Consider the following 24846-nt stretch of genomic DNA (forward strand, 5'->3'; position numbering starts at 1 on the left):
TTATGGACAAAAATCACGTTACTGGATCCGACGCTGGCGAAGCTATTCTCGCCGTGTCGCTCGAACTGTCCGCCGCCAAGTGGAAGGTCGCGCTTCACGACGGACTTAGAGAGCAGCCGGCGGTCCACACGGTCAGCGCACCGCAGCCAAACGTGCGACTCCAGGCCGTTCTCGATCTGATCGCGCAGCAAAAGCATAAGTGGTCGCTGCCCTCGCAGGTACGCGTAGTCGTCAGCTATGAAGCCGGGCAGGACGGATTCTGGATCCATCGCGCGCTGTGCTCTCGCGGCATCGATTGTTATATGGTCGATGCCGCGAGCATTCCTGTGGAGCGCCACAAACGGCGCGCAAAGACGGACCGGCTAGATGTCATTAGACTCGTCACCAACCTGCGGGCATGGCTTCATGGCGAGCGCGACCGCATGCGCGTGGTGCGTGTGCCCTCTGTCCAGGATGAAGCCTCGCGTCATCTGATTCGCGATCGCGGACAGTTGCAGAAAGAAGTGTTGCAACACCGCAACCGCATGCGCAAACTGCTCGTCACGCTCGGTTGCTGGGATAACGTCAACCACCGCTCGTTCGCCGGACTACTTAGACGCGGTGAGCTCGCCTGTTACGACGGCACACCACTGCCGGACGAGTTGCGCGAACGGCTAGTGCGCGAATGCGCGCGCCTCGAGCTCGCGGAACAGCAACTCGCTGCGATTGAGCGCACGCTCCAGGAACGTCTGCCTGCCCCCGTGCGTGAGCGGATCACTTACCTCAGTCGGCTCAAGGGTGTCGGCAACATTGGAGCAACACGCCTCGTGCTTGAACTGTTTTGGCGCCAGTTCAACAACCGTCGCCAGCTTGGTGCATGCGTGGGACTCGTGCCGCAGCCATACGACAGCGGTCAAAGCCGTGTCGATCAAGGCATCAGCAAACAGGGAAACCGACGCGTACGAAGCCAGCTTGTCGAGATGGCCTGGTGCTGGCTGCGATACCAGCCCGACAGTGCGCTGGCGCGGTGGTTCGACGAGCGCACGCGAGGCACCGGCCCGAATCGCCGCGCGCGTCGCATCGCGATCGTTGCGGTCGCCCGGCGCCTCGCGATTGCATTGTGGCGTTTCCTGAAAGACGGAATCATTCCCGACGGCGCCCAGTTCAAGCCGGCATGAAACCACGCCCAGATAGCTCGACGTTCTGAAGGTTAGAGTGTGATGTGCCCGTAGGGTCGGCGGGTTGCTCAACGCAACTGATCCTTAGATGGGGCGCATCTCCCGGATCGCACTGTCCGGCGCAACGCGCATAAGGGATGTGGCCGGTACAACACCGGCGGATAGAAGTTGGTGAGACGTTGGATCTCACGTGCGCAGGAGACGGCTCTAACCCGACATTACGAATATGGATCGTGCCAGCCCATACTCGAGGAGCCCCTTATGATCTGAACATCAACACAAAGCTGACCAGCACTTGACAACTCACTGCTCATAGAAGCCGACCCTCGTTCGCAATGGGATGTCCGTCGTGGCGGAGCAACTTTATCCCGAGCACTGAGGGCGGCAACTCGTTCTGAGTTCGGAACAGCAGCAACGGACCAACGACTCTGTGTCACGGTGCTGCCGCTTGACGACACTTGCGTGCGCCGATCGTGACGGAATCGCCCCTGATACACCTTTGACAGGTAAACACCCTTCTCATCGATCGTTCCGCAGAAGCCCCTAATCTTTCGGTGAGCGAGCCAAGTGATGTAGCCACGATAGTTGTCAGGGCAAATGCTCGCCTCGTCATCGGCCACCAATTCGAGTTTTGGCGCGTCAGCGCCCGGTTCCGATTGCGACATTGCCTGATTTTCCGCCATGCTTTCGGCTTATTTGACTTTCTGTAAATTACCGGGTGCGTTGATTTATGTACGGTTGCCAGACATCCGGAAATTGACGGGAATTTTGGCGGGAACAGTTGCATTCTTGTTGACTTTTGGCATCCCGGCTGAAGTGTAACGAAAACCACCGTTTTCTGCACAAATTTCCCGTGGTCCGGGTGTGCCGTGGTTCTCATTGAAGTACCCGTCGAGATAACGTAAACCGAATCCATTCGATTGAGTATCCGCTTAACGTTGCCGACTTCTACTCAGATTTTCCTCGGCGATATAGTCTGATGCTTCGTCAAGTTGCGGCTGGGGCGTTTGCTCCAGTTCCTGATTGATCTGCTCCAGCGATTTGGTCACCCAGAACGCCATCTGCACGATCGACGCCCTGGTTGATATCCTGCGATTGGCCGTTGAAACGGATCTGGACCTCGCATTGATCGGGCGCGATACCAGTATCGGCATTGCTGTAGCCGGTTTCGCGAAGTACCTGGCGCGCGAGGGACGCCGCGGATTCACGCACAGCATGAAATTCTTCGATGCGTCTCGTCTTGAATTCTCCCGCGACACTGATCCGCGAGAAGAGTTTCGCAGGCAACGCGTGCGTGCGGATCTCTTGCGAGGAACGCATCGAGAATGCGATCGGAAATCGCGTCGGCGAGCTTATCGGGATGGCCCTCGGAAACGGATTCCGAAGAAAAAAGCCCATTCTTAATTGACATCGTCATCTCCTGTTTAGCCGCGTTCGACAAATCGTCGGGGACGGCAATCCGGATCAAATTCCCCCGGTTCTTTCCCATATAGGGCGGCGAACCAGCCGAATCAAATCAACGACGACTCATCGCAACAGGACAAGTTCCGGCGTAGCGTCCGCGTCGGACCAGACAATTGCGTTCTGACCGTACCGCGTACCGAGCGCCTTTGCGGCTTCAAGTGAGAGTCCCAGCACGAGGAAACTTGCTTCGCCAGGCCAATTGTTTGATGGATGCTGACCGATGCCGTCGAAAAAGGTGAGGCCAAGCTGCTTCAGCTCGTCCGCTAGTGCCTGTTGCCTGACCGCATTGAACTCGTCACTAGCGTTCTGACTGAACGGATTGCAGGCGGTGATGAATGCACTGCATGCGCTGCCGTGAACTTGATGCAGCGTGGCCAGCGTGGGATTGGTTTCGCCGATCTTCAATGTCGCGGGCGTGTCGCCGTGAACACGGTAGTCCGTTTCCAGATAGGCGTGGATCGTTTCGCGAGGAATGTCTGAGTCAGAAAACAAAAAACCCTCCGTTCAAGGAGGGTCGACGCGTTACCCGTTTGGTTGCTCGCTCAGGAGCCGCATCCGCTTTCGCGATCCACCTTGCCCGGGAAGGCAGGTTGGCTTGGGCGTCGACCCAATTCAAAATGTGCACGGATTGGAACACGTGCAGGCCGCGTTTGTCAAGCGGGACCGGAGCGGTCAATTCTTGGCAGTACCCAACTAGCTAGAGCGGCATCCGATCCATTCACTCGTCGGAATCGAGCCACAGATGACGAATCTGAATGCTTCCGGGAGTACGCCCGTTTCTGAGCTGAAAGTGGCGAGGGTGTTCGGTGATGACAACCGGATCTTTGGCAAGACTACCGTTGACGATAAGGTTGGTAAAAACGCTCGAGTCTTTATTGAGATTGCTATTGAGTAGCGACTCTGCATCCTTCGGCTTGCGACGTTTCTGTACGTACCCAATCATGCCGGCGTGAGGCATTGCCCATGCGTAACGACCATCGAGAAAGCGCTCTAGGCCATTCGTTCCCAAATATATGCCAATATTTCCTATCGGCTTGCATTCAAAAAAGAACGCCCGATGAATGGATACGGGCCGAACGTGCTGACAATAGAACGTAAGATCAGGCCTTTTTTCCAAGTATTTCCCGCTGAAATCGCTAACGGAGGAATCTCGAGTTGGTGGGGGGAATACGTCACTATTGAAGCCTTCCACCGTCTCGAGATTCAAGAGCCGCACAAGATGCTGTTGCAGAGCATCGGTGATTGCCACCTCATTCTCAGTTTTGACATCAATGCTTCCATCTGAGAGCACGCTTTTCCACGCACTACGAATGGCTTCTTCCACAATCCGGATTGTTTCGTCGGCCCAGCTTGGGAACGGTGCATCGTCGACGGGCGGGCTTTCCCCTAGATTTCTAAAATTGGCCATTGGTGAGTGCGGAGTTCGTTTTAGGCAATATCGGCCAAACCACTGTCTATCCATTCGAGCGCCAACATTCGCGCCTTCGTTTTGCTCCAATAACGACGCTGCGCGAGTTGTCCGATCAACCACGTGTCGGGGCCCAGTCGAAGCCTCACCTGCGACGACCAAAACGGCTCACTAATTAGATCGACGATTGCCGAAAATGCTTGAGCGGAATTGGCGAGGCCGTCATCCGTTGCCTCGTTACTCGACGCGACAGTTGTCTCATCGCAGTGCGCGCCAGGTGATGGGGCGAGCGCGATACGAAAGAAGCGCCAGGACTCGGAATCGAATTCAACTGCCCGAGAGGTAACTATATTCTTGCCGCGATCACGCCCGTATGGTTTGAGCATCCGTTCTAGCACCGCAAGATATTGATTGATGTCGGGATCAACCGGCTTGGAGCACGCGTACGTATGCGTTGCCCGGTGCGGTAGTTCAAACCGCAGGGCATCGTCGATCAGCTGTCGGTCAGCCTTGGTGAAGCCGTACACCTCGGCGACGAAGTCATCGATGGCTTGCCAAGGCATCGCTCCTTGTACGATTTCCTTCGACAGGCTGTGCGCTTTGCGCCGTTGTTCTACGGATAAATCGCTCCAAGCGACGACCGGGCAGTTTTCATAGTCTTCCTTGTGATACGTCTCGCGTTCAACACCAAGTTTGCTGCTGGTAAGCAACGGGTAGTACACAAAGAAGGAGCTGTATGAAAGGACAAGTAAATACTCAGCGATGGACTCGCCGTCAGGACAGTTCGCGAGGGAAATGCCATAAAATGATTCTGAGAATGCAACGTCGTCATAGCTGATGAGCGCGCCCCGACTGGAGACCTCTAGCTTGGCGGCCTTCCGAAATAATAGCAGCGGTGCGCGATAAGCCTCCGCGCTGCGCGGCCACTGGAGCTTTGGTGGCTCGAAGTTCCAGTTAGTAAGCTTCTTGTGATCGACTATGTATCGCGCATTGCTACGTCCCGTGAGTTCTCGAAGACCGCGCATAAACGATGCGTCTCGGGTGCGTTCTTTGATCTTACCTTTGATGTAGCCTACGTTCATTTCTAGCCCGAGGTCGGACAGAAATTGCCGAAGCGTCACCCTGGGCTGCAGCTCAGTGCGTCGAATAAACTCGACATCGAGTGACGTTCCACGAAACAAGGTTTTAAACACCGAAGTGAGCGAGTTAACCATATCGACCGGGACAGGCACAGCGGCGTGCGGGTCCATCCGAAAGGTTCCGTGCTCGTTTAGCTCCGCTTCGCGTGTCGGACTAAGGTAATAAAATGCATCGTTCGGCAATGGAGCTTCATTGCGGGCCACCAACAGACAGAATTGAGCTGCCACACTAGGCCAGACGCTCGTTTGACGAAGTGCCGCGCCATTTAAAACGCCCGTGACTCTGACCGCCTTGAACAGCAAACTTCGCAGGCGCTGACTTTCCGGCTGGAACAGCAAGGCGCCATCTAGCAGGAACCCGATGGAACCAGCCGGCTTCGCCCACTGCATGGCTCGCCAGAGAAACGGCTGGTCCGGTACCTGATAGCGAACCAGTTTCTCCGATTTCTTTCCGGGATCTAAGCCTTTTTCACGAACAATATCTCGAACGATTTTTTCTAAAGGACGGCCAGCTGCTTTGCCTATCGACGTCCAAGGTGGATTCCCGATAACGATATCGAAAGAGCCAAGAATTTCCTTCTTCCCTGCCAATTTTGCAGGTAGTGCAGACGCCAGACTTCCGAGATGTCCGTCGGTGTCATTCTCGAAGATCGATTTATCGACACAATGAAGGACCTTACCGAACAGCTTTTCGAAGCGAAGTTCGTCAAGCGGTTGAGGTGAAGGGTCCAGTTCAATAGCGGCAAGATAGAGACTTAGCGCCGTGATCTTTAGCGCGCCAGCGTTGATATCGAATCCGCATAGTTGGTCCGTAAGGATCTTGCGGATCTCTGTTCGTCCTGGCTGGTGACCCGTCGCTAGCCACAGTTCGCGTACCAGACGCCGCAGAGCCAGCACGAGGAAAACACCCGCCCCAACGGCTGGATCCAAGACGTGCGCCGCTTGGCGCTTGCTTTCCGGCAACGCCGAAAAAGCGCCATCGACCAATATTTCGGCCAGATATCGAGGCGTGTAATGAATGCTGTCGGCATCCGATTCGTCCGGGCGGTATTTGTGCGAGAAGTTTTCATACACTTGGCTCAGCACATCGACAGGTATGTGTTTGAACCGCAAGCCGCGCCAACCTAACTCCAATTGACCGCGAACCGCGCGGTACTGAATGTCGGTCAGGATTTTGCAAACTTGATGCGCCCGCTCGCCCAACGAGTCAAATAGGCGTGCGTAGTTCTTGTCGTCGACCAGATGAAGCAGGTCTCCGTTGAACGTTGTATCGAGCCACTTGAAGGTGCTGACTACCCGTTCAGGTGTTTCATAAAGACTCTCTATGGAAGTTGCACCCGGCGCGATAGTGTTTGCGTCGGTGTCCGTGACAATGCCGCGGTCTGCAAGGAAACGCGAAAAGAGCGCTCGCCCGACTAGGGAGAGGATGCTTTCCTCATCCAGCAACGAGGTAGGAATTCCGTCGCGCAAGTCCTCAGCGGCGCTATACAAGAGCTGCAGCAAAAACTGGTCAAGCCACTGCTTACCTGCACGCGCGCGTTTGTTTGCGGCGCGTGTATCCCAATCCGCTCCACTCAGAAAATCGCGAAGCACGAAGCTTGGAGCGGTGTCGTCGAGCGATTTGAACTCTTTGGGGACGCCGATCGAAATTTCGATGGGATAGATGGAAATACGCCCCGGCCTCGCAACGGCGAGAAAACGAGCGTCGGCGCGGCATGCGAGTGTGCGCAGCAAGTCGGCCAAACGTTGATCAGCGGAGGCGCTATCTCCCAACCGGTCCTGCCGCACGATATACAACACCGGTTGTCCGGCGGATTCGACAACAGCGTCCGGGAATAACTCCTCTGCCGAAGCGCCATGGTGCGACCGAGCACCGGGTGCGCGCAAAAGGTCCCGGTAGCGCAAATTACGTGGGCTTGGATCCGCATCCAAGAGAATGTAAGACGCCTCTGGGATACCGTGGTGTTCTAGGAACTCGATCGTGCCTGTCATCATTGGTCCCCGCCCGCGCGTCGGTTGCCAACGACCACGAAACCAAGCGGAAGATCTCTTTGTGCGCTTTGAGCTTCCACACCTAAAAAGCGGTAGACGATTTCTCGCGCTGGCTGCAGGCGCAAGGTCAAGGAAAGGATTTCGGAGCTGGGCGACGTCAGTCGCCACATGCCAGGCTCGATCATGCTCAGGCAGATTTCGGCACTCTCCCGGCGTTCGACGAAACTGGTCGAACTCACTTGCTCGTGAAGCTGATTCGAAAAAGAGGCAACCACGTCTAGCTTCAGACCGATGTCTTTCACGAGGGCTTTTATGAGAAGTAAAAAGATCAAGTCTGTCGTCTGAAACTGCCGCGCATGACGAGCCTCCGTTCCGTCCGTTGCAAAGGGAGGGAGCGTACTTAGCCATCGTTGCAGGTCGGAGCGTGTCACCCCTACGCATTCGCGCACGTCCGATGCGGTAATTTTAATTGTGCTCACTCTAGAAGTTTGACACGGAAGACGCGAGTTCACAATCATAACTGACCCAATTTTGAATCAGATATGCGTCGCTAGGTGAAATCAACGCGTTGACTTGCCGGGCGGTGTGCGGTGGCGTCTAGCGAGCTCGCCTTTCGCAACGGGTCGTTACCCGATCTCCGTCACGGTCGTGGGTCAGTAGCGACGGCCAGGTCGTCAAGGGTTTGCAGCCCGTGCGGCCGGTGAATATCACAAACCGGCCGCTCGATCTTCTGTGATTGGTAGACTGCTTCGGGTCGATCAGCGCCATTCGACGTCCGAGCAAACCCCATCCCGAGGGACCTGAATTCTCGCATCACACGGCGAGCGCCCATTCTTAACCCGGTTTTCCGTTCCACTGCACCTCAAACCCCAACAACAAGCTTGATGTGCAGCAGGGCAGTACTCGTATGCGACGAGCGCATGGCGAAAAAAACGTCCCGCGGTCCGTTGCGATGCTGCTTGAATAGCAGCAACAAGGTCGATTTATGCCTCTCGCATGACGCGCGCGCCGGAGACGCTTATCCCAGCCAACTCTTCGAGCCGGGTTGCGCTTTCCGTAGCTTGCGATCCAACCGCCTCACCTGTTTCTCTAGTGCTTCGATCTTAGCAAGATAGGGCTGTAGCGCATCCATAATGCGGGCCTCCCGTTCCTGTAGTTGCTTGACCGCGAACGCGCATTCCCGTTCGTACCTCTGCCTGGCAATCCGCGTATCGGACCATGCACGGTTAAGGGGCTCACTTTCTTTTCGCAGCTTGCGCAATTCGCGTATCGCGCTCTCAGCTGTGCCTCGTCAGCCAATTCGGCGGCCAGTTCGGAATTCATCATGGGACTTTCGCGCGCACGGCCCAGTTACTTGGAGGAAGGGAAGCTGAACCCCTTGCCTCCGTGTTGAGACGCAGCGCTCTCCAAACGAGCGATCCCCTCAATTATTGATCTTTCCTCAAATCATGACATCACCACAACGCGGCCGGGAATTTGCACACCGTACGTCCCGAGTGCGGTGCCACCGCGTTCGGCCAATATGGCTAGCCGCGGAGCCGTACGCCATAGAAGCCCTTCCACTCGTCTCCGGGAACGCCGCCGGTCGCCTCCTTTTCGTCGGTACCACGCATCAATAGCTCTTGGAACCGTCTTCAATTCTTCTGCAAGCCATGCGCATTGCAGCCGGGAAAAGTCGTGGACAGGGCGCATTGTGTACGTACAAACTGAAGTTCGCCCATACATACATAACGGGATGACTCAGGGCCAAGCCCTGAGACCCCTGCGCGCGTTCGCCACACGACGGAGGCGTACCGGAAAAGTGGCGAAAGCCGTTCCGTGTGCGACTCCCGCCGACCCTCTATCCCACGAGCGCGAGCCTGATAAGCCTGTGTTGCGCCTGCCGACGGCGATGTATCCGGCATCAAGAAACAGCCGCAGGGCTATCGAAAAGCGAACGCATTTGCGCGGGCGTCATGCAGCGCATGGTGTTCTCCGCCGTACTCTACGATGTACTCGGTGAGACGTTGGGCGTCGATCCTCTGCGCCACGTTTTCATTCTTCCATCCGCGCGGCAGCGGCCCGTCAAGCAGATGGCCGAGAAGCTCGAAGTCGCCTTGAAAGTCGTAGCACAGCACAGGCTTGGGCTTGACTGGCACGGCCAGCAGCCACGCCTGCAGTTCGTCGCGCAGTTGTGCGGACGGCATCGCTCGACCCGGAAACTGGCCGAGCTGGGGCAGCACGACCTCACGTACAAAGGCACTGCATAGCGGGCGGTCAAAGTCCAGGGATTCGCCGTAGAACTCGCGCCCGTCCTCGCCCACAATCGCCACGCTGATAAGTTGGAAGGCATTGAAATCCGTGAACTCGGTATCAAGGAAGTAGCGGGTTTTCCACGGACTACGTGGTCCTCTGTTCCTAACCATTGCCGGTACGGTCATCGATTTTGTCCATGTGCGTTCAGTATGCAGGTGCCCTTCAGCTCGCCCAGATCTCCCAGTTGCTCGCATAGTAGCGTCGGTTACACTCCGCGCAAAGCCGTTTGACCTCGCCGGTCAGGTTCACCCTGATTGCCGGCATCGCCCCGCACTGCTCGCAGGGCATCACTACGTCTCCCGGTTTCCGGGCTGCATCAAACAGCCCATTCACGTGGTCATCGGTCAGTCTAGGTGGCAATGCCATATAGAACTCCTAAGTTTTTTAGGCCAAAAATCAACTCCTTCTCTTTGAGAAAGGAGGGCTAGAAAAGTGCCGGTTGCCGCTCCGACGCAACCGGCACGACATTCAGTTCGGCGAGCCGTCTGCGCGCCTGCGCAAGGTCATGCAGCAGTTGCCGCTGAAGCCAAGTTTCTGCACCGCCACCGAATGCTAGATCGAGCCGTAGTGCCATTTCCGGTGAAATACCAGCCTTGCCGGTGATCAAGTTCGTTAGCGCCTGCCGGCTGACACCCAACACGCGTGCGCCATCGGTAACGCTCAGCTCGAAGCGGTGCAGACACTGCTGGCGAACCAGTTCGCCAGGATGAGAAAAATCGGGATCGGCCATCAGCAAACGATAATGTCAATCGTGGTTTTTGGCAAGTGACAAGCGACACTTACTTACTCGTGCGTGGCGGATGATGCACACTTCCAGGTTTAGACGCATCATTCGAGCAACTTGGAAAAGGGGTCAACGACCTGAATTCCAATACTTCAGCGGCCATCTGAAAAGGCGATCCGGATCGTGCACGGCACGTGGCCTGACCTAAAAGACTTTTCCGACATTTCCAGCCGCACCTCTCTGAGCAGTCTCATACGCAACTCAAAGTCGCAGAAGCTCGACAAGCTGTTGATTGATGGTGCCAGAAACGGCTTGCGCGCTTTTCGTGACCCCCACCTCTGACAAACCTGCAAGGGCTCCACCGGCTATATCCGATGATTACCCTCGACGCCCTCTTCCCTTTTGGACAGTTTTGATAGGTGTCGCTCCGGACAATGCCGCCGAGCCAGTTTCGACGGGTGCAGATCCCGGGGCCACGACCAGGGTTTGCAGGTCGGCCGGTGCGAACCCGACCACTCCGGAACGCCCAGATACTGCGTTCGGCATGACATGCTTTTTTCCGTTTCGCGCCTGCAGGGCGATGTATCGGGCCTGCACCGGCTGCAGCTCAGGGTTCCGGACGGTCATGCCAGCACTGACGGCCGCCTTGACCATGCGCTCCACGAAAATTGCATCGCCCCCCGTCAACACAATCGTGTTTCCCCACTTCTCGCGCGCATGCAGCATCGTCAACGCCAGATCCTGGTCGGTGACTGCCTGGCGATCGAACGTTAACCTGGTGCCTTTATCGACAAATACAGGCTCACCCGTGGCGCGGCGATATTCGACATTGCCGTTATTCGTCACCCGCCACGTCAACCCACGGATCCGGTTCAGCAGCGCATCGGCTTGCTCTACGCGTGCGCGTTCAAATTGAGCCGACCGGATCGACGCTTCTTCCTTTTCGTGCGCAAGCAAACCCGCCAGCACCGCATCAGCGCCGTCCTCGCCCTGCAAGGAAGTGACGGCGTTCCGGTCCACGCACGAACCGGCCCGCGCCTGTTTGCGGCCCTTGCGTCCCGCGTCATAAACAAGGCCCCGCAGCGCTTTGAGCGCGGCGGGATCGCCCGCTTGTGCTTCAGCCTCAAGCCACGTTCTCCACGCAAGCGGAGCCGGACGTGATGCGCGTATGGACTCGCATCGTGCCTTAGCCTCCGCCTTGACAATTAATCGGTCTAAACGGGCCTCAATGGTCAAATCCCTGCGGCGGAGTTTCCGTTCGTGCGAGTCCGGCTCGTCCTGGAACAGCGCTTCTTTTGCAGCAGCCGTTTGCATACGCTGCGCATCAATCTTCGCCTGGCACCGTGCAGCCACCTCCGCTAACTGCTCGCCGGTGGCGGACCGGGCGGACTTTGCTGCCTCCTCCGCCGCCCGATAACGCCCGATCAGCGTTGAGCGTTCCGCGGCCCGCTCCAGCCGCCTCGCCTCGCGTCTGAACGGATCACGTCTCGGCGGGGCACTGCCTTCCTGGCGTCGATCAGACATTGATGATTTCACGACCGCCGTGACCGCTGTGCGGTTTGGCGTAAATGGGCCCATCACACGCTCGGCCTCCCCCAGTTTGACGCCCCGCAACGCCAGGCTGATGGGCAGACGGATCGCACTGCCGGCTTCGTTGATAGCCTCAAGCTGGAAGGCTCCGGCGCCGATTTTGTGTATGCGCATGCCGTGTTCCCCGAGCAGCTGATGCGCGGCGTCCCATCCCGCTGCAGAATCCAGCAGGCGCGCCATCTCATCCTTGACCATCTCCCGGCAATATTGAACCAGGCTGGGCTTGTCCGACCATGCGCCCATACGCTGCGCCTTCTCTCCGCGAAGCGAACGGTCGATGTCCGGCGCGTCCCGATAGGAAGTATTGGGAACCACTGCTTTTCGTCCATCAGGCAGGGTCTGCACGACAAACAGGCCGTCATCATGGAACCACCCGTTCCTGATCTCGATCTCGCGCGCGGCCCGGTGCAGGGTCCGGTGCATCCATGGCAGATGCTGCGATTTATAGGTGTCGGGATGAACGCGGCTGACCTCGATATGGCAGTGAAGATTGTCGGTGTCGTTGTGGATCGCCATCAGCGACTGGTGATCATGCAGGTTCAGCGCTTTCAGCACATCGCGGCCTGCCGCAAAGATCGCGTCGTAGGACGGCCGTTCATGTTCTGGCCAGCTCACGATGAGGTGTACCACCGGGTTTTCGACATTGGGATTGCGCATCGCGACGCTGTGAAACTGCGCGGCGGCGGTGGCGACCGAACGGATCCGGTGTAACGATACGGCCACGCATTTGTCCTGCCCTGCCTTACCGTGCGCCTGTGCAACGTATTCCGTGAGCGGCCCAAACCCGGGACGCTCGCGCACTGCTTTCGCATGTTCGTCGACACCGATTCCGCCCGTGATATAACGCGCGAGTTCTCCGAAATCCGATTTTCCGTCATGTCGGTTCGGGACCTGTTTGACAATCATTGTCAAATCGCCCGCTGCATCGTTTCGATGCATTCGTTGACAAACGCCCTGAAGACCTCGTCTTTCAACGTCGAGCCTGGATTTTCTTGAATCAGCTCTCGCAATGCATCGACACTGTCGGCAATACGCGTTAGCTCCAGGATGACATCGGCGTCGTATTGAACATCAATACGACGCCCGAGCGCGCAGCGGCGAACATATTCTGAAAACGTTAATCCTGACTTTGATGCCCGGCTTTCGATTCTTGCTGAATCTAATGGTGTAACCCGGAATTTTTTCGTAATCGTCGCGTTGTCGGCAGCGAGGATTGAGGTCGGCCTCGTTTTCATCTGTGATCGGCGTAATGTGCGCTAGTTTGTCAGGTGCGGGTCTCGGGGCGCAGCCCTGAGGATCCCCGGGAGGGACGGTGGCGACGGGCGCGCAGCGATCTAGTCATCGGGCCGGTGAGGCCGCAAATGAAATTTGTGGCCACGCCCGGCATCCTGTCCTGATTTTCAGTTTTTCGATTGTAGATTAAATGAAGTCGGATTGGAGACGGGTTCTAACTAAAAATAGGCGGGACAGGGGTTAGTTCGCTATAGTATGCCCACCCAGTTTTGTCCAATCAGACAGGGGAATGCGACATAACCCGGAAAAAGTGATGAATAATTACGTTCAATTTATGCATAGATAATGAATTAACAAACGTAACTTTATGCACGTGTTACTCACTGTAAACAAAGGCGGCTTTTACCGGCTACGCACCAATCACCACAGGCTCTTGAAGAGCAGCTAGGTGCGACACTATCCACTCCAAGGAACACCATGACGGCACCCAGCACTCCGACCCGAAAAATCGGCCCGATCGACAGGCACGCGATCGGCATAAGCCTTGAAGTGGCGGCGACGGTCGTTGAACCTGAGGAATACAGCTATCGGACGGTATTCAGGGAAACGATGCCGAAGCTGTATGTCATGCGGCAACGGGGCTTGTCTTTCCCGCAGATTCATCGGCTCCTCCACCAGGCGGGTTTTCCAATCGCGCTTACGACGCTGCGGACCTACTACAGCCAATACCTGATTGAGATGCGCGAGGAGTGTGAGCGGTACCTTAGGAAGCTGGGCAAGGTCATAAACAGCGCCGAAAAACCCGCAGCCGTCGACCGCACGCAACTTCGTGCAGCGAAAACGGCTGCCAGGAACGTCGTGAGCGCAGACGGAAGCACACGCGCGGCAGTTGCGATAAGGGCATTTGCAGCGGGCGATAACGCTGCAGGCGCGGCCCCGATGGCTGCGGCTCCAGCAATTCGGGAAGCCGCGGCGCCACCGCTGTCGTCCGAGCCTTCGATGGGCCCCGAGTTATCCCTCGCCAGCGCACCCGCGCGCGGCAAACCACAACAGCCGGCTGTTGCGCCGGTCGGCGCCCATGCCGCCCATGACGCACCTTCGCGCGCCGCGACGGCCGCAAGGCAGGCGCTCCAGCCGCTTAGTGCGGCAGACGTCCACGGTTCGCCTCAGTGCCTCACAGCCCCGGGTGAAAGCCAGATTGAGGCCCGCGATAGCGTACCGCCTGAGGCGCTGTCGGACGCCTTGCTTGAACACCCGGCGATTCCCGGCCTGATGCTTACCCGCGCCCAACGTCTCTTTATCGGACGGCTGGAATACCGCAATGCCGCCGGTTCGCCCTGTCTCGAGAAAGGGACGGAAATGATGAACCGGAGGGAATGGACGCCCGCGGTGCCGCCGTCTGAGGGCAGAACAAGCGGTGACTTTGTTGAACTCGACACAACGATCATTGGGCGACGACGCAAGATCAGCTGGGAGGTCTGTGGCAAGCAAAGGTGACAGATTGTGGCCCGGCTAGGGACTCGCCGGAAGCGTGGGCGATATCCCGATAGTGATCGGGCCCTGCCTGAACTTGCTGGATGCACCAATTCCCTGCCAGATGAGGCTTTCAGGCCAGATCCTGGGTGCTGTTTCAGACTTCCGTCGGCCGATCCCGAGCTTGTTGAACTCGACACAACGACGACGCAAGACCAAGCTGAGACGTCAGCCGTGGCAAGCAAAGGTGACGGATTGTGGGCCGGCCAGCGACTCACCGGAAGCGTGGGCGATACCCCGATAGTAATCGGGCCCTGCCAGATGCGGCGGGATGTACCAACTCCCTGTCAGGCGGCGCGCGCTAGATGCCTAGCCGTCGGGCGTCTGAAGTGAGTGGGAAAAAAGCGCCTAGGCCGGGAAGGTCCGGGCTCAGCCATCAGACGTCCTATTCTTATTTGACGTTGCTCCCTCGTAGCTGTCGTTGGATCCAACTCGCACAGGTCGTGGATGCCTCGGATTTTCACCAGTGAAAATGATGCGGTCGAAACTGCAGGTCGTGAGGCTCCGATTTTCACTGGTGAAAATCGAGTGACTTATAACCGGGATGGTCGCATGCGGTATTCGCAGCCAGCGCAACCGGGTCAATGCCGCCCGGCGTGGCACGTGAACCGCGCTGCAGCTGGATTGGACCAACTAGCCCTTTCGCCAACGTCCCACTTGGCGATGCCTCGGATTTTCACCAGTGAAAATGAACCGGTCGACACCGCAGGTCATGAGGATTTTCACCAGCGAAAATCGAGTGACTTAGAACCGGGAGGTCGCAACCGACATTCGCAGCCAGCGCAGCCGGGCCAATGCCGCCCGGCGTGGCACGTGGACCGCGCTGCAGCTGGATTGGACCAACTAGCGTTTCGTCAACGTCTCACCTGACGATGCCTCGGATTCTCACCAGTGAAAATGAACCGGTCGACACCGCAGGTCGTGGGGCACTAATTTTCACTGGTGAAAATCGAGTGACCTAGAGTCGCTAACTCCGCCTGGACATCAAGCCATGGACGCCATATCCTGGCGACATGGCTAGACGAAAAATAAGTAACGAATTGTGGGCGTGGTCTCGACATTCATGTTGGTTTTCTCTCCCTTGCTGCTGCCGTTATTTGTTCAAGCTTCGTTGACACTTGTGTTAGCGACTCTTAGAACCGGGATGGTCGCAATGCGGTATTCGCAGCGAGCGCAACCGGGCCAATGCCGTCCGGCGTGGCACGTGGACAGCGCTGCGGCTGGATTGGACCGACTAGCCCCTCCGCCTACGCCCCACTTCGCGATGCCTCGGATTTTCACTAGTGAAAAGAAATCGATCGACGTCGGGCAATGATAGAACCCTGTCCACCTCCTACGCTGCGCGGGATCAAGCTGACGACTCAGGCAGCCAATACCGATTACAAGCTTCCGCGACCATCAAACGGCTCGATTTTCATCAGTGAAAATCGGAATGCTTCACCCCCTGTCAAAAACTGAAGATGGCTATCCAAAAGGCTGAAACGACTTACTGAAGAAAACATTTGTGGGTCGCCGCCTTTAATTGCATTTTCTATAAAATTAAGGATAAAATATTTTTACATCAATAAGACGAAATCATTGTCAAATGGACCACAGATCCTCTGAACTTACAAAAGTTCGCACACGAACGATGTTAAAGATGTTGATGGAGTTCATTGGATGCACCAATGTCAACCAATTTGGCGCATGGGTCAACAGACGGTCCGAAAGACTGGGTTGGTCGGACACGCAGTCCTCCAACAAGTGGCGCCACCTCTTCAACGGAAAACTAGAGAGGCCCCCGATCGGTGCAGTACGTATGCTCAGTCAGCTTTTTGGAGATGCAGAAAAATATTATCACGACGGACCGTCGAATCTCTGGCTGGCATTATGGGGCGACGCCCGGGACTCCAATATTCTATGGAAGCTCTGTCGCACCCGCATTCACGGATTTAGCAATTGGAACTACGGCAGGTTCACATGGGAATCTACTCCCCCCGAATCAGCAAAGGTAAAAACTTTTAGTCAGACGCTCGTCGACTTCGAAACGGATTTACTCGGTGAAGCGAGATCCGGTGGAACTCCAAGTTTGAGACATTTGACAGAGGCAATCGCCCTATATCGGCTTCATCGCGCGTTAAACCGTCTAGCCGTGTCCGACGTCGACGGTGTCGGCGCATATCGCAGCGTCGTCTATTGTCTGGAAACTGAAGAGATATCGTCTCAATTGAAAAATTACGGCGCGTATGACCTTGTTCGCGACGAGCTAGAAGCAATTGAGTATGATCGACTCAAAACCGAGCCAGCTTACTTCGCGTCCGTAGGTATACAGAAGCACTCGGTTACGGAGTATGCGCGAAACCCGCTTCAATTCATTGACAATGAAGCCCGATGGGAGGCCTTGTTGAACATGGCAGCGGAACAAGGTTAATCGGCGAGCCCTAAAGCCTGCGCAGGCTGTACAAACCAATAATGGATACCGTACGCGGACTGCCCTCAGGCTATCCTCATCGTGCCACCTTTTACGATGCGTACCGCTCGAGCAGTTGGCGGATTGGCTCGAGAAAGCTACCGCACCAGTGAGAGGCTAACTCGGGCGCGACGATCTGGATGAGAGCAGCACGCAGCCTAGGGTGCCTTCAAGATTCGGACTTTTTCGTACGTCAAGCACTCAGAGCGTGCGTAATGAGCGTCGCTGATCGACGCCACCATGCCGCCTACATTGACTGAGACTCTACCAACGACTTCAATGTCGCACAAATCGTCGCGATCTCACCACCGAGATCAACCGTGGTAAATCGCAGGCGGTGCCCCTGGACAGTGCACGATTCGTCCACGTGCCTACCGACCGATGGGTGAAGGAGCGTGCCTTCGGCCTGCTCGGCATGCTTGTCGCCAACGCCAGTCTGGGTTCGCAGGTATGTAAAGACCTGATAGATGTCACCGCTACGAAATTTCTCGCTGCCAAACTGATTGGAACGCAGAATCGCCTTGAACTTGGTATCGATCACAATACGTCGATCGCTCGACCGGCTATCGATTACAAGATCAGCTTGCATGCCGGGAAGCAGGCGATGCAAACCTAAAGTTGGTGCATGGACCGGCCAGTCCAGCTTCCTCTGAGGCCGGACCCACCATTCGCGTGCGGGGAGCTGATGGACATAAAAGCCTGCGACGGCTTTCTCAAAGATGTATGGCAACAGACGATCGTCCCGGCGAAGGCGGGCGAGATATGAGTTGCCCGCCTCTTCGGTAGGAAGTCGGGGATCCAACACCAAGCCTGCGACGACCAGTAATGCACGGTCGTCAGCATCATTTCTCCCGACCTGCTCTCGGGCCATTTCCGACCTGGCTGGACGGCGATATGAGACCCCGTGCCGGCCAAGCTCCAATGCCAACTGGCGACACCGGTGGGATAGCTTGGTTTCCCCCACGATCGATGCTACGTGAGTGAGCGCATAGCGCACTAGCTGGTTTCTCGGCGTGTCCGCAGTTGGCTCCTCGAAGCGACAAATAATCCGCCCCTGCCGAAGCTCATCCGAGCACAGGGTTTGGACGAGATCAATGCGCCCTCGTACTCGTGTCAGCCGTGCCTCACGGGTCTGATAGGCCCGTGTCAGGTTACGTCTAATCCGACGCTCGACAAGCCAGACCAGCAGGCGCCCGAGCAGTTCGGGGATATCGTCCTCATCGGCTATCGCCACGGGGAGCTGGCTCGAGAATTCGGCCAGGTTATGCGCGTAGGAGAGCAGAAACCAGAGATTCTTAATGGGGATCGGGTGCGACATGTCCGTGCTCGCGATTCCATCAAAGATTGGTTACCAGCTCGTCAATGGCCTCCTTGACCTTTGACGGATTGTCGTACCAATACTCACGCAGAAGCGGCTCAAGCTCACTCTTCACGATCTCACCAAACCATGCGCCAACTTCCTCAATCGGCTTGTCCTTCTGTGGTGTAACAAAGCTGTGCCCGATGCAGAACTGGTCGCCCAGCGACTGGTCGCTGGCAATACGCTGATTCAGGCGTTCCATACGTCCGGCAATATCGGTGATCGCCGCCTCCGAAAATCCGGCGTGGTTCCTACACCAGTCACCCCACGGCGAGCCAAGTGCCGGTCTCAGTGTCGCAAATGCAAACCGACGGCGCAGCGCCAGATCAATCAGCGCCAGCGAACGGTCCGCGATGTTCATTGTCCCAATCACATACAGATTCGGAGGGATGTAAATCCGCTCGTCCGACGACCGAGCGTAAGCAGGCCTCAGCGCTTCATCCGTCCGTCGCTTGTCATGTTCGAGGAGGGTCAGCATCTCGCCGAAAACCTGCGCGGGATTGCCGCGATTAATCTCTTCTATCACCACAACAAATGGCGAGGGGTCGGCTTGTGCTTCATTAATCGCCTCGAGAAAGACGCCGTCGATGAGGTCCAGCCGACCATCTGCACCGGGGCGCCAGCCGCGAACAAAGTCTTCATAGGACAATGATGGTTGAAACTGCAAGGAAACCAATCGACTGGTGCTTCGAGCACCCAGCAGGGCATAGCCCAGTCGCTTGGCCAGCCATGTCTTGCCAGTCCCCGGAGGACCTTGAAGGATGAGATTGTGCTTGCGCTTGAGCAGCCCAAGCATCGCCCTGAGTTCGTCTTCAGGAACAAAGCACCCATCGTCGACAATGGACTGTATGCCGTAACTAGGTGCGACGATCAGCCCGTTGTCGCCCACCACCTGCAGACCACTGAAAGTTTCCGCGTCCGTCTCAGCCTTCTTGGCGTGGATTTGCCAGCGAGCCTCGAAATCCTCCGGGAGTGCTGCCGCGTAGTCCTCCCCGTCTTCGCTCAGTACGAGTCGTACGTGCCCCGTCGAGCTGTCGGAGCGAACCAGACCGACCATTCTGGCCCAAGCGATGATGTATGAGCCCGGCTGCGTGGTTGTCCAGGTGGGCACGAGGCCCTGAAGCCTGCTGGCGAGCTCTTGATGCGCTATACCATCCGGCGTCTGTGACAGCCAAAGCAGCAGATGTCCCATACCGAAGACGCGACCAATCAATGGCCCGCGCAGGGCATCAGCTGGATCGGGCGCTATCAGTATATCTATACCGCGTGTGGTAGGACGATACGCGCCATCCGACAACGTGATCAGTCCGAGACCTCCCTGCGCCTGCGAAATGACGTTGACAGCGCTCGTGCTCTTTTGCAACTGCGGAGCTTCCTGCATGATGACCGAGATAAGGTCGTCACGGCTCAGCCCTTGCTCCGTCTCACGAACCACCGCTACAAGGAGGCTGACGTTGTCGCTTACACAAGTAAGACTCCTACGTTGAGCCTCAGCAGGCAAAAATGAGATTTCAGGAATGTCGACGGCTTCGCGTGTCACCTTCGGTTGTTCGACAGCACCTTCATCTGGATGATCGATGTAGGTCTGCCAGAGGTACCATGTCAGGACCGATTGATCGACAGATTCTTCGATCGTAGCGGGCGCCCCAAGTACTTGGCGCAGATGATCTCGGATAACTGCATGTTGAGCGACAAAATCGCCGTGTATTGGTCGTAGTCCAAGAAGTCGCTGTACTTGCCAGATGCGACGGGCATTCATCAAGCACACCATGTCATCCGGAAACATGGCTGCAAGAAGACGGATCAGTCGTGCTTTGGGTCGGCGCTTCGCATATTGTTTTGATGCGATCCACGCAAGAATCTGCTTGTAGAGCGCATCAAGATGCTCGCCACGCGCCTCGGCGTCGCCCGGCAGCACAGCATTGCGCTCGTTAAGCAGGTTAGAAGCAAGTTCTATATCGGTGAGCGCACCCGGCACCGTGACAGAATTTCCCGAGCCGATATTGGCGATCGGGTTGTCATTCCAGAGCTTCGCTTGGAAGTCTGGTGTCAGCCACGTATCACGGGACGCGTCTTTTACGATGCGGAGTTGCTCAGCGTAGCGATGACGCCATTCTGTGGCCCATTGCTGGGCAGCATAATTCTTAAATCCGGTCTGCCAAATTTCCCGTAGTTGGTCGTCGGTCAGAATGGTCGTCATATCGTCTTATTGGGTCGGCCCAGATTGAAATAGGTATGGCTCAAGAAGTATAAAGGACTAGGCAGTCCGAGGTGTCTTCGAATACACGCCCAGTACCGCGGCGATTGAGCCGTCGAACAGTCCGGTTTTCAGCAAGGGGCGACGACTGGTTTAACGCATTGCCGGTCCCAATGGCCGCTATCAGTGACGAAAGCGGCGTTCGAATGGCGCCGTCGATCTGGGACGCGAACATCCCTTTCTGGCCCGATCGCAGCCCTTGATGGTCGACGTCTTGATTACTCATCGCTGCCCTCCGCGTACTCGTCGAGCACCGAATCAAAAAAGTAAGCGAGGTGTTTCTGCAAGGCCAGTTTGTTCGCGCAACCCATCGTACGAGACATAGGTGCAGCTTTCCCCAAGCAGTCCTTTTTACAGCAGCGAAAACACCGGCCGTCGTATTTCCTGCAAATCCTTCTCCCGTCGCACGACGGGCGCGAGAGGAACGCAGTGAGCCGGAGTCGCCCCCCCATGATCGAACGCGTGACGAGCTCAACGCCGCATTCGCTACGCGTAGCGCGCGGCACAACAGCCGTGCGCATGCTCGGGATGCAATTCGCCGCAGCATGATTAGATAAAGATTAAAACTAGATTAGGCGTTGCAAGTCGAATGCCGCAACTCCGCGCCGCTATTAAGTTTGTGAGGCATTCGACTTGTGGACAGCTTAGGCGCTGGAACGGCAGGCGCTAGGCGCCGGAACGGCAGAGCATAGGTGAAAGAACGGCATACCGTAGGTGCTGGAGCGGCATCCGGAGTAGGCGCAAGAACGGCATCAGAGGCGCCGGTTCCTTTGTCCACCGGACTTCTTGGCTAGGTGTCGACGCTGCGAGTCGCTGGGCTTCTTATCGACATGTACCAGGTCGCCTCGAATGTCGTAGCTGAACGGCTGACGGTTGGCCTCGCTCGCCTCGGCCAAGGCGGCAAGGGCCTTGCGCAGAGTCTGTCGCCCGCTGCTCGGACTCTCGTCCTCGCTACCGGCAAGCTTCAGCAGCGTGTCCATGCGCATCGGGTAGGGCTTTGCATGACTGGCGTAAAAGCCGTGCAGCCATTGAGCTAGCGACTTTCCGGCCAGCGCGCGACGCACATTCCAGTCGATATGCGTGAATTGGTCCGCTGCGAACAGCGTGTGCAGCTTGCGGCTGAACACGATCACCCATTCCTGGGTCTCGTTGTCCTTGTAGGCCTCATTGATCAGGCCGCCGATGTATGACCACCCGTCCTGCTTGATCTCTACTGCGTTGGCTCTTAGACGGGTGATGCGCGTGTGAAGCACCCTACGGTTCTTGCCCGTGTCAGTCTTGCCCATAAGCTTTAGCAGCGCGTAGGACGTTACACGGCACGGCCCCCCCAGCGCCGAAAGGCGCACGAGGTGAAGCACGCTTTCCCACACATCGAGGTCGCCTTGGTCAAGGCGTTCCCCAGTGTATAGAATCGTCAGACCGTCGAGCGTCGTCATCCACTCGCCCGACATATAGCGGCGCCGTCCCTTGGCGATAGCTCCGAACAGTGCTGACCGCAGGAAGCCGTTGGGCACGCCTCGCACAAAGTCCGGCCAATGCGGCAACTTAACCACGTCGTGCGGAAGCGGTTCGCCGGGCAGCTTGTTGCGCATTTCAAGAGCGACCCGCTGTCGGTGCTTCTCCTGCAATTCCGCGACGCGTGCGACCAGAGTATCAACCGAATGGCGCGCCGACTCGCCGCCTGCACCTGTTGGTCCACGCCCAAGCACGGGTGCGCGAATTATGCTGCCCCTCAAATCGTCAAGCGGCATGACTCACCACTTGAAGTCGCTATGCGCGCGCTTCGCTACCGATTCGGCTTTGGTTGGGCGCCCCCGCCGGCGCTTTTCAGGTGACGTCAGTTCCGTCACGATGGGAGTGCCGGCGCCGGCGACGTGTAAGCCAATCCATCTCTCTACATCCTCGGCGCGCCAAAGAAGGCGCTTCGTGTTGGGAAGGCGGCAAATCGGCGGAAGAGACTGAGGATTGCGTGTCGCATCGCTACGGATGCTGGCGACAGATTTCTGTAGATGCTCAGCGAGCTGATCGACCGTGAGTAACGCTTGCATGGACATTGGCCCCTTATTTGCGCCATGTCACATTTGTGCACACAGCGGCGTTTGTAAGCTGATGTATGCAAGGTTGACTCTTAGGGCCGCAGAAATCTCGGTAGAGACACGAAGTGTTTTCTACCAATGATCTGCCAGATCTCGAACCATTACGCGGCGCCACAAATTTGCCACACCTCGTGTGCAAAAATTTGCGCCGCAATGCAAAACAACGCACTACATCGCAAGACGTAGTGCGTTGTTTTTATTGAAATTTTTGGTGGAGAGGAGGAGGATCGAACTCCCGACCTTCGCATTGCGAACGCGACGCTCTCCCAGCTGAGCTACCCCCCCAACGTGCGAACAATTCTAGCACAAGCATTTTCCGTTTTGCCAAGCCCGCTGCGGCCAGGAAAACGCCAGCAAACCATCACTTCGCAGGCGCCCCAGCAAGCACCCAATCCACCACCGTGCGAATATCCGCATCGCTCATCGATTGATGCGCGGGCATCGGAATCATGCCCCACACGCCGGAGCCGCCGTCCTTCACCTTGCGCGACAATTTGGCCGGCGCCTGCGCGTCGCCCTTGTACTTCGCGGCGATCTGCTGGAACGATGGGCCGACCAGTTTGCGGTCCACCGCATGACATCCCATGCACGCATTCGCGTTGGCGATCAGTTGACCGCGCGGCGCATCGGCGGCTTGCGCTGCCGGCGCGGCAACACCAGCCAGCGCGGCGATCATCAGCGCGCTAACGACAACGACACCGCGCATCATGGCGTCGTCGCCTTCGGATTACCCGGGTGCACCGCGTTCGAATTGCTGACCGGCGCGGGTGCCTGCTGTTCGAGCGGCCGCGAACTCACCGACGAATCAGGAATAGCTCCGACGGTCGGCGCGCTCGCGTCCGGTTGCGAAGCCGCTGCTACTGGTGCCGTCCCTGCCGCCGCGGCGGCCGCTGCGGCTTCCGCCGGCTGGATGTACTGGAACACCTTCACCACCTGCACCACGCCCGGCACACGGCTCGCGACGTCGGCGCCGCGATTGCCTTCGTCCATGGTGACGAGACCCATCAGATACACCGAGCCACGCTCAGCCACCACCTTGAAGTTGTTCGCTGAAATGTTCTTCTCGGCGATCAACGCGGTCTTCACACGCGTCTCCAGGTAAGTGTCATTCGTGCGCGACGAGAACGAGCTGGCCGGCATGATCGTCAGTTCGTTGACGATCGTGCTGACGTTATTCAGGCCACGCACGATGGTCTCCGCGCGTTGCTTCGACACGTCGCCCGCCACTTCGCCGGTCAGCAGCACGCGGCGATTGAACACCGCCACATTGACGTGCGCGTTGTCGGGCAAGTTCTGGCTGATCTGCGAGAGCGCCTTCACCTGCAACTCGCGATCCTCGGTCTGCGCGCCGAGCGTGCGCCTGTCGGTCGCCACCAGCGCGCCGCCGCCCGCCGCGCCGGCAACGGCGAGAAAGCAACCCTGCAACGTTGCGGACAGCCCCGCCGCGAACCCAATCACCAGCACGGTTCTCACCAGTGTCTTCTTGACGCGGAATACGCTCATCAACTAGCTCTCCTTCGGAATCAGTCTCAGTCTTCGCCCAGCAACATGGCATCGATGCCGTCGCACAGACAATGGATGGTCAGCAAATGCACTTCCTGAATGCGCGCGGTGCGATCCGACGGCACGCATACATGGATATCGGTGTCGCTCAATACTTCCTGCATGCGTCCGCCGCCCTTGCCGGTCAGCGCAACCACGATCATCTCGCGCTCGTGCGCGGCCTCGATCGCGGCGAGCACGTTGGCGGAATTGCCGGACGTGGTGATCGCCAGCAGCACGTCGCCCGGCTGGCCGAGCGCCCAGACCTGCTTCGAGTAAATCTGCTCGAACGAATAGTCGTTGGCGATGGCGGTCAGCACCGACGTGTCGGTGGTCAGCGCGATCGCCGGCAAGCCCGGCCGCTCGCGCTCGAAGCGGCCGATCAGTTCGGCGGCGAAGTGTTGCGCGTCGGCCGCCGAGCCGCCGTTGCCGCACGCAAGAATGCGATTGCCGTTGGCGAGCGCGGCGAACATCGTGTCGATCGCAGCGGCGATCGGCATCGACAGGGTTTCGAGGGCTTCGAGTTTGACTGCCGCGCTGTCGCGGAAGTGTTGTTGAATGCGTTCGACTGACATCGAGTCTCTATCTTCTACCGCGAATGGACCGC

The 24846-nt window shown here is 57.4% G+C and carries 19 protein-coding genes, 1 tRNA gene and 1 riboswitch; of the genes, 3 read left to right on the top strand and 17 right to left on the bottom strand.

Translation table 11 applies throughout. The features are described 5' to 3' along the window. Nucleotides 1–2: 2 nt before the first annotated feature. Entirely contained in the window at nt 3–1157 is a 1155-nt protein-coding gene (locus tag RI103_RS18250; RefSeq protein ID WP_310812849.1) for an IS110 family transposase, read from the top strand. Nucleotides 1158–2144: 987 nt separating this feature from the next. Here the strand turns inward: RI103_RS18250 and RI103_RS18255 are convergent. From RI103_RS18255 to RI103_RS18300, 10 genes are all read right to left on the bottom strand, one after another. After that, nucleotides 2145–2477 (bottom strand): hypothetical protein, encoded by a 333-nt coding sequence (locus RI103_RS18255; protein ID WP_310815289.1) that lies wholly within the window; start codon nt 2475–2477, stop codon nt 2145–2147. Beyond that, on the bottom strand, nt 2362–2646 hold the full coding sequence (locus RI103_RS18260; protein WP_310813304.1) for an S-adenosylmethionine synthetase N-terminal domain-containing protein: 285 nt from the start codon (nt 2644–2646) through the stop codon (nt 2362–2364). The genes RI103_RS18255 and RI103_RS18260 overlap by 116 nt, the downstream gene beginning before the upstream one ends. 38 nt (nt 2647–2684) lie before the next feature. After that, nucleotides 2685–3113: a DUF3293 domain-containing protein gene (locus RI103_RS18265; protein ID WP_310813305.1), complete on the bottom strand. Its 429-nt coding sequence runs from the start codon at nt 3111–3113 to the stop codon at nt 2685–2687. A 28-nt stretch (nt 3114–3141) separates the two neighbouring features. Further along, nucleotides 3142–3247: riboswitch (SAM-I-IV-variant riboswitch) on the bottom strand. Nucleotides 3248–3339: 92 nt separating this feature from the next. Further along, nucleotides 3340–4029: a hypothetical protein gene (locus tag RI103_RS18270; protein WP_310813306.1), complete on the bottom strand. Its 690-nt coding sequence runs from the start codon at nt 4027–4029 to the stop codon at nt 3340–3342. A gap of 20 nt (nt 4030–4049) precedes the next feature. Continuing rightward, the gene (locus RI103_RS18275) at nt 4050–7163 is read right to left on the bottom strand and encodes an N-6 DNA methylase (protein WP_310813307.1); all 3114 of its coding nucleotides are present in this window, start codon (nt 7161–7163) and stop codon (nt 4050–4052) included. Beyond that, nucleotides 7160–7639: a hypothetical protein gene (locus tag RI103_RS18280; RefSeq protein WP_310813308.1), complete on the bottom strand. Its 480-nt coding sequence runs from the start codon at nt 7637–7639 to the stop codon at nt 7160–7162. The genes RI103_RS18275 and RI103_RS18280 overlap by 4 nt, the downstream gene beginning before the upstream one ends. A gap of 1443 nt (nt 7640–9082) precedes the next feature. Then, the gene (locus RI103_RS18285) at nt 9083–9580 is read right to left on the bottom strand and encodes a 3'-5' exoribonuclease (RefSeq protein WP_310813309.1); all 498 of its coding nucleotides are present in this window, start codon (nt 9578–9580) and stop codon (nt 9083–9085) included. A 299-nt stretch (nt 9581–9879) separates the two neighbouring features. Continuing rightward, entirely contained in the window at nt 9880–10185 is a 306-nt protein-coding gene (locus RI103_RS18290) for a HigA family addiction module antitoxin (RefSeq protein ID WP_310813310.1), read from the bottom strand. Nucleotides 10186–10557: 372 nt separating this feature from the next. Then, complete coding sequence (traI, locus tag RI103_RS18295; RefSeq protein WP_310813311.1) at nt 10558–12675, bottom strand: TraI/MobA(P) family conjugative relaxase; 2118 nt, start codon at nt 12673–12675, stop codon at nt 10558–10560. 2 nt (nt 12676–12677) lie between these two features. Further along, nucleotides 12678–13004 carry a plasmid mobilization protein gene (locus RI103_RS18300; protein WP_310813312.1) on the bottom strand — a complete coding sequence of 109 codons (327 nt, stop codon included), beginning with the start codon at nt 13002–13004 and terminating at the stop codon, nt 12678–12680. A gap of 475 nt (nt 13005–13479) precedes the next feature. On the opposite strand from RI103_RS18300, the gene RI103_RS18305 reads away from it, so the two are divergent. Continuing rightward, nucleotides 13480–14499, top strand: a complete 1020-nt coding sequence (locus tag RI103_RS18305) for a hypothetical protein (RefSeq protein ID WP_310813313.1) — start codon at nt 13480–13482, stop codon at nt 14497–14499. 1675 nt (nt 14500–16174) lie between these two features. Then, complete coding sequence (locus tag RI103_RS18310) at nt 16175–16945, top strand: hypothetical protein (RefSeq protein WP_310813314.1); 771 nt, start codon at nt 16175–16177, stop codon at nt 16943–16945. Nucleotides 16946–17231: 286 nt separating this feature from the next. On the opposite strand, the gene mcrC is transcribed toward RI103_RS18310, so the two are convergent. From mcrC to RI103_RS18345, 7 genes are all read right to left on the bottom strand, one after another. Continuing rightward, the gene (gene mcrC / locus RI103_RS18315; RefSeq protein WP_310813315.1) at nt 17232–18302 is read right to left on the bottom strand and encodes a 5-methylcytosine-specific restriction endonuclease system specificity protein McrC; all 1071 of its coding nucleotides are present in this window, start codon (nt 18300–18302) and stop codon (nt 17232–17234) included. A 19-nt stretch (nt 18303–18321) separates the two neighbouring features. Then, entirely contained in the window at nt 18322–20544 is a 2223-nt protein-coding gene (locus RI103_RS18320) for an AAA family ATPase (RefSeq protein ID WP_310813316.1), read from the bottom strand. An 809-nt stretch (nt 20545–21353) separates the two neighbouring features. Then, nucleotides 21354–22352, bottom strand: a complete 999-nt coding sequence (gene trfA, locus RI103_RS18325) for a plasmid replication initiator TrfA (protein ID WP_310813317.1) — start codon at nt 22350–22352, stop codon at nt 21354–21356. A 554-nt stretch (nt 22353–22906) separates the two neighbouring features. Continuing rightward, nucleotides 22907–22982 (bottom strand) — tRNA-Ala (locus RI103_RS18330). 76 nt (nt 22983–23058) lie between these two features. Further along, nucleotides 23059–23406, bottom strand: a complete 348-nt coding sequence (locus RI103_RS18335) for a c-type cytochrome (RefSeq protein WP_409076954.1) — start codon at nt 23404–23406, stop codon at nt 23059–23061. Beyond that, nucleotides 23403–24200: a BON domain-containing protein gene (locus RI103_RS18340; RefSeq protein WP_310813318.1), complete on the bottom strand. Its 798-nt coding sequence runs from the start codon at nt 24198–24200 to the stop codon at nt 23403–23405. Before RI103_RS18340 ends, RI103_RS18335 begins: the two co-directional genes overlap by 4 nt. Before the next feature lie 26 nt (nt 24201–24226). Continuing rightward, entirely contained in the window at nt 24227–24814 is a 588-nt protein-coding gene (locus tag RI103_RS18345; RefSeq protein WP_042327388.1) for a phosphoheptose isomerase, read from the bottom strand. Between the last annotated feature and the right edge of the window lie 32 nt (nt 24815–24846).

The sequence above is a fragment of the Paraburkholderia sp. FT54 genome (assembly GCF_031585635.1).
Classification (GTDB): Bacteria; Pseudomonadota; Gammaproteobacteria; order Burkholderiales; family Burkholderiaceae; genus Paraburkholderia.

Coding starts and splice junctions, on each gene's coding strand:
- RI103_RS18310 (WP_310813314.1), top strand. CDS start 16,175: ATGTTGATGGAGTTCATTGGATGCACCAATGTCAACCAATTTGGCGCA.
- mcrC (WP_310813315.1), bottom strand. CDS start 18,302: ATGTCGCACCCGATCCCCATTAAGAATCTCTGGTTTCTGCTCTCCTAC.
- RI103_RS18275 (WP_310813307.1), bottom strand. CDS start 7,163: ATGATGACAGGCACGATCGAGTTCCTAGAACACCACGGTATCCCAGAG.
- RI103_RS18250 (WP_310812849.1), top strand. CDS start 3: ATGGACAAAAATCACGTTACTGGATCCGACGCTGGCGAAGCTATTCTC.
- RI103_RS18340 (WP_310813318.1), bottom strand. CDS start 24,200: ATGAGCGTATTCCGCGTCAAGAAGACACTGGTGAGAACCGTGCTGGTG.
- RI103_RS18270 (WP_310813306.1), bottom strand. CDS start 4,029: ATGGCCAATTTTAGAAATCTAGGGGAAAGCCCGCCCGTCGACGATGCA.
- traI (WP_310813311.1), bottom strand. CDS start 12,675: ATGATTGTCAAACAGGTCCCGAACCGACATGACGGAAAATCGGATTTC.
- RI103_RS18335 (WP_409076954.1), bottom strand. CDS start 23,406: ATGATGCGCGGTGTCGTTGTCGTTAGCGCGCTGATGATCGCCGCGCTG.
- RI103_RS18285 (WP_310813309.1), bottom strand. CDS start 9,580: ATGACCGTACCGGCAATGGTTAGGAACAGAGGACCACGTAGTCCGTGG.
- RI103_RS18255 (WP_310815289.1), bottom strand. CDS start 2,477: ATGCGTTCCTCGCAAGAGATCCGCACGCACGCGTTGCCTGCGAAACTC.
- RI103_RS18300 (WP_310813312.1), bottom strand. CDS start 13,004: ATGAAAACGAGGCCGACCTCAATCCTCGCTGCCGACAACGCGACGATT.
- trfA (WP_310813317.1), bottom strand. CDS start 22,352: ATGCCGCTTGACGATTTGAGGGGCAGCATAATTCGCGCACCCGTGCTT.
- RI103_RS18305 (WP_310813313.1), top strand. CDS start 13,480: ATGACGGCACCCAGCACTCCGACCCGAAAAATCGGCCCGATCGACAGG.
- RI103_RS18345 (WP_042327388.1), bottom strand. CDS start 24,814: ATGTCAGTCGAACGCATTCAACAACACTTCCGCGACAGCGCGGCAGTC.
- RI103_RS18260 (WP_310813304.1), bottom strand. CDS start 2,646: ATGGGAAAGAACCGGGGGAATTTGATCCGGATTGCCGTCCCCGACGAT.
- RI103_RS18290 (WP_310813310.1), bottom strand. CDS start 10,185: ATGGCCGATCCCGATTTTTCTCATCCTGGCGAACTGGTTCGCCAGCAG.
- RI103_RS18320 (WP_310813316.1), bottom strand. CDS start 20,544: ATGACGACCATTCTGACCGACGACCAACTACGGGAAATTTGGCAGACC.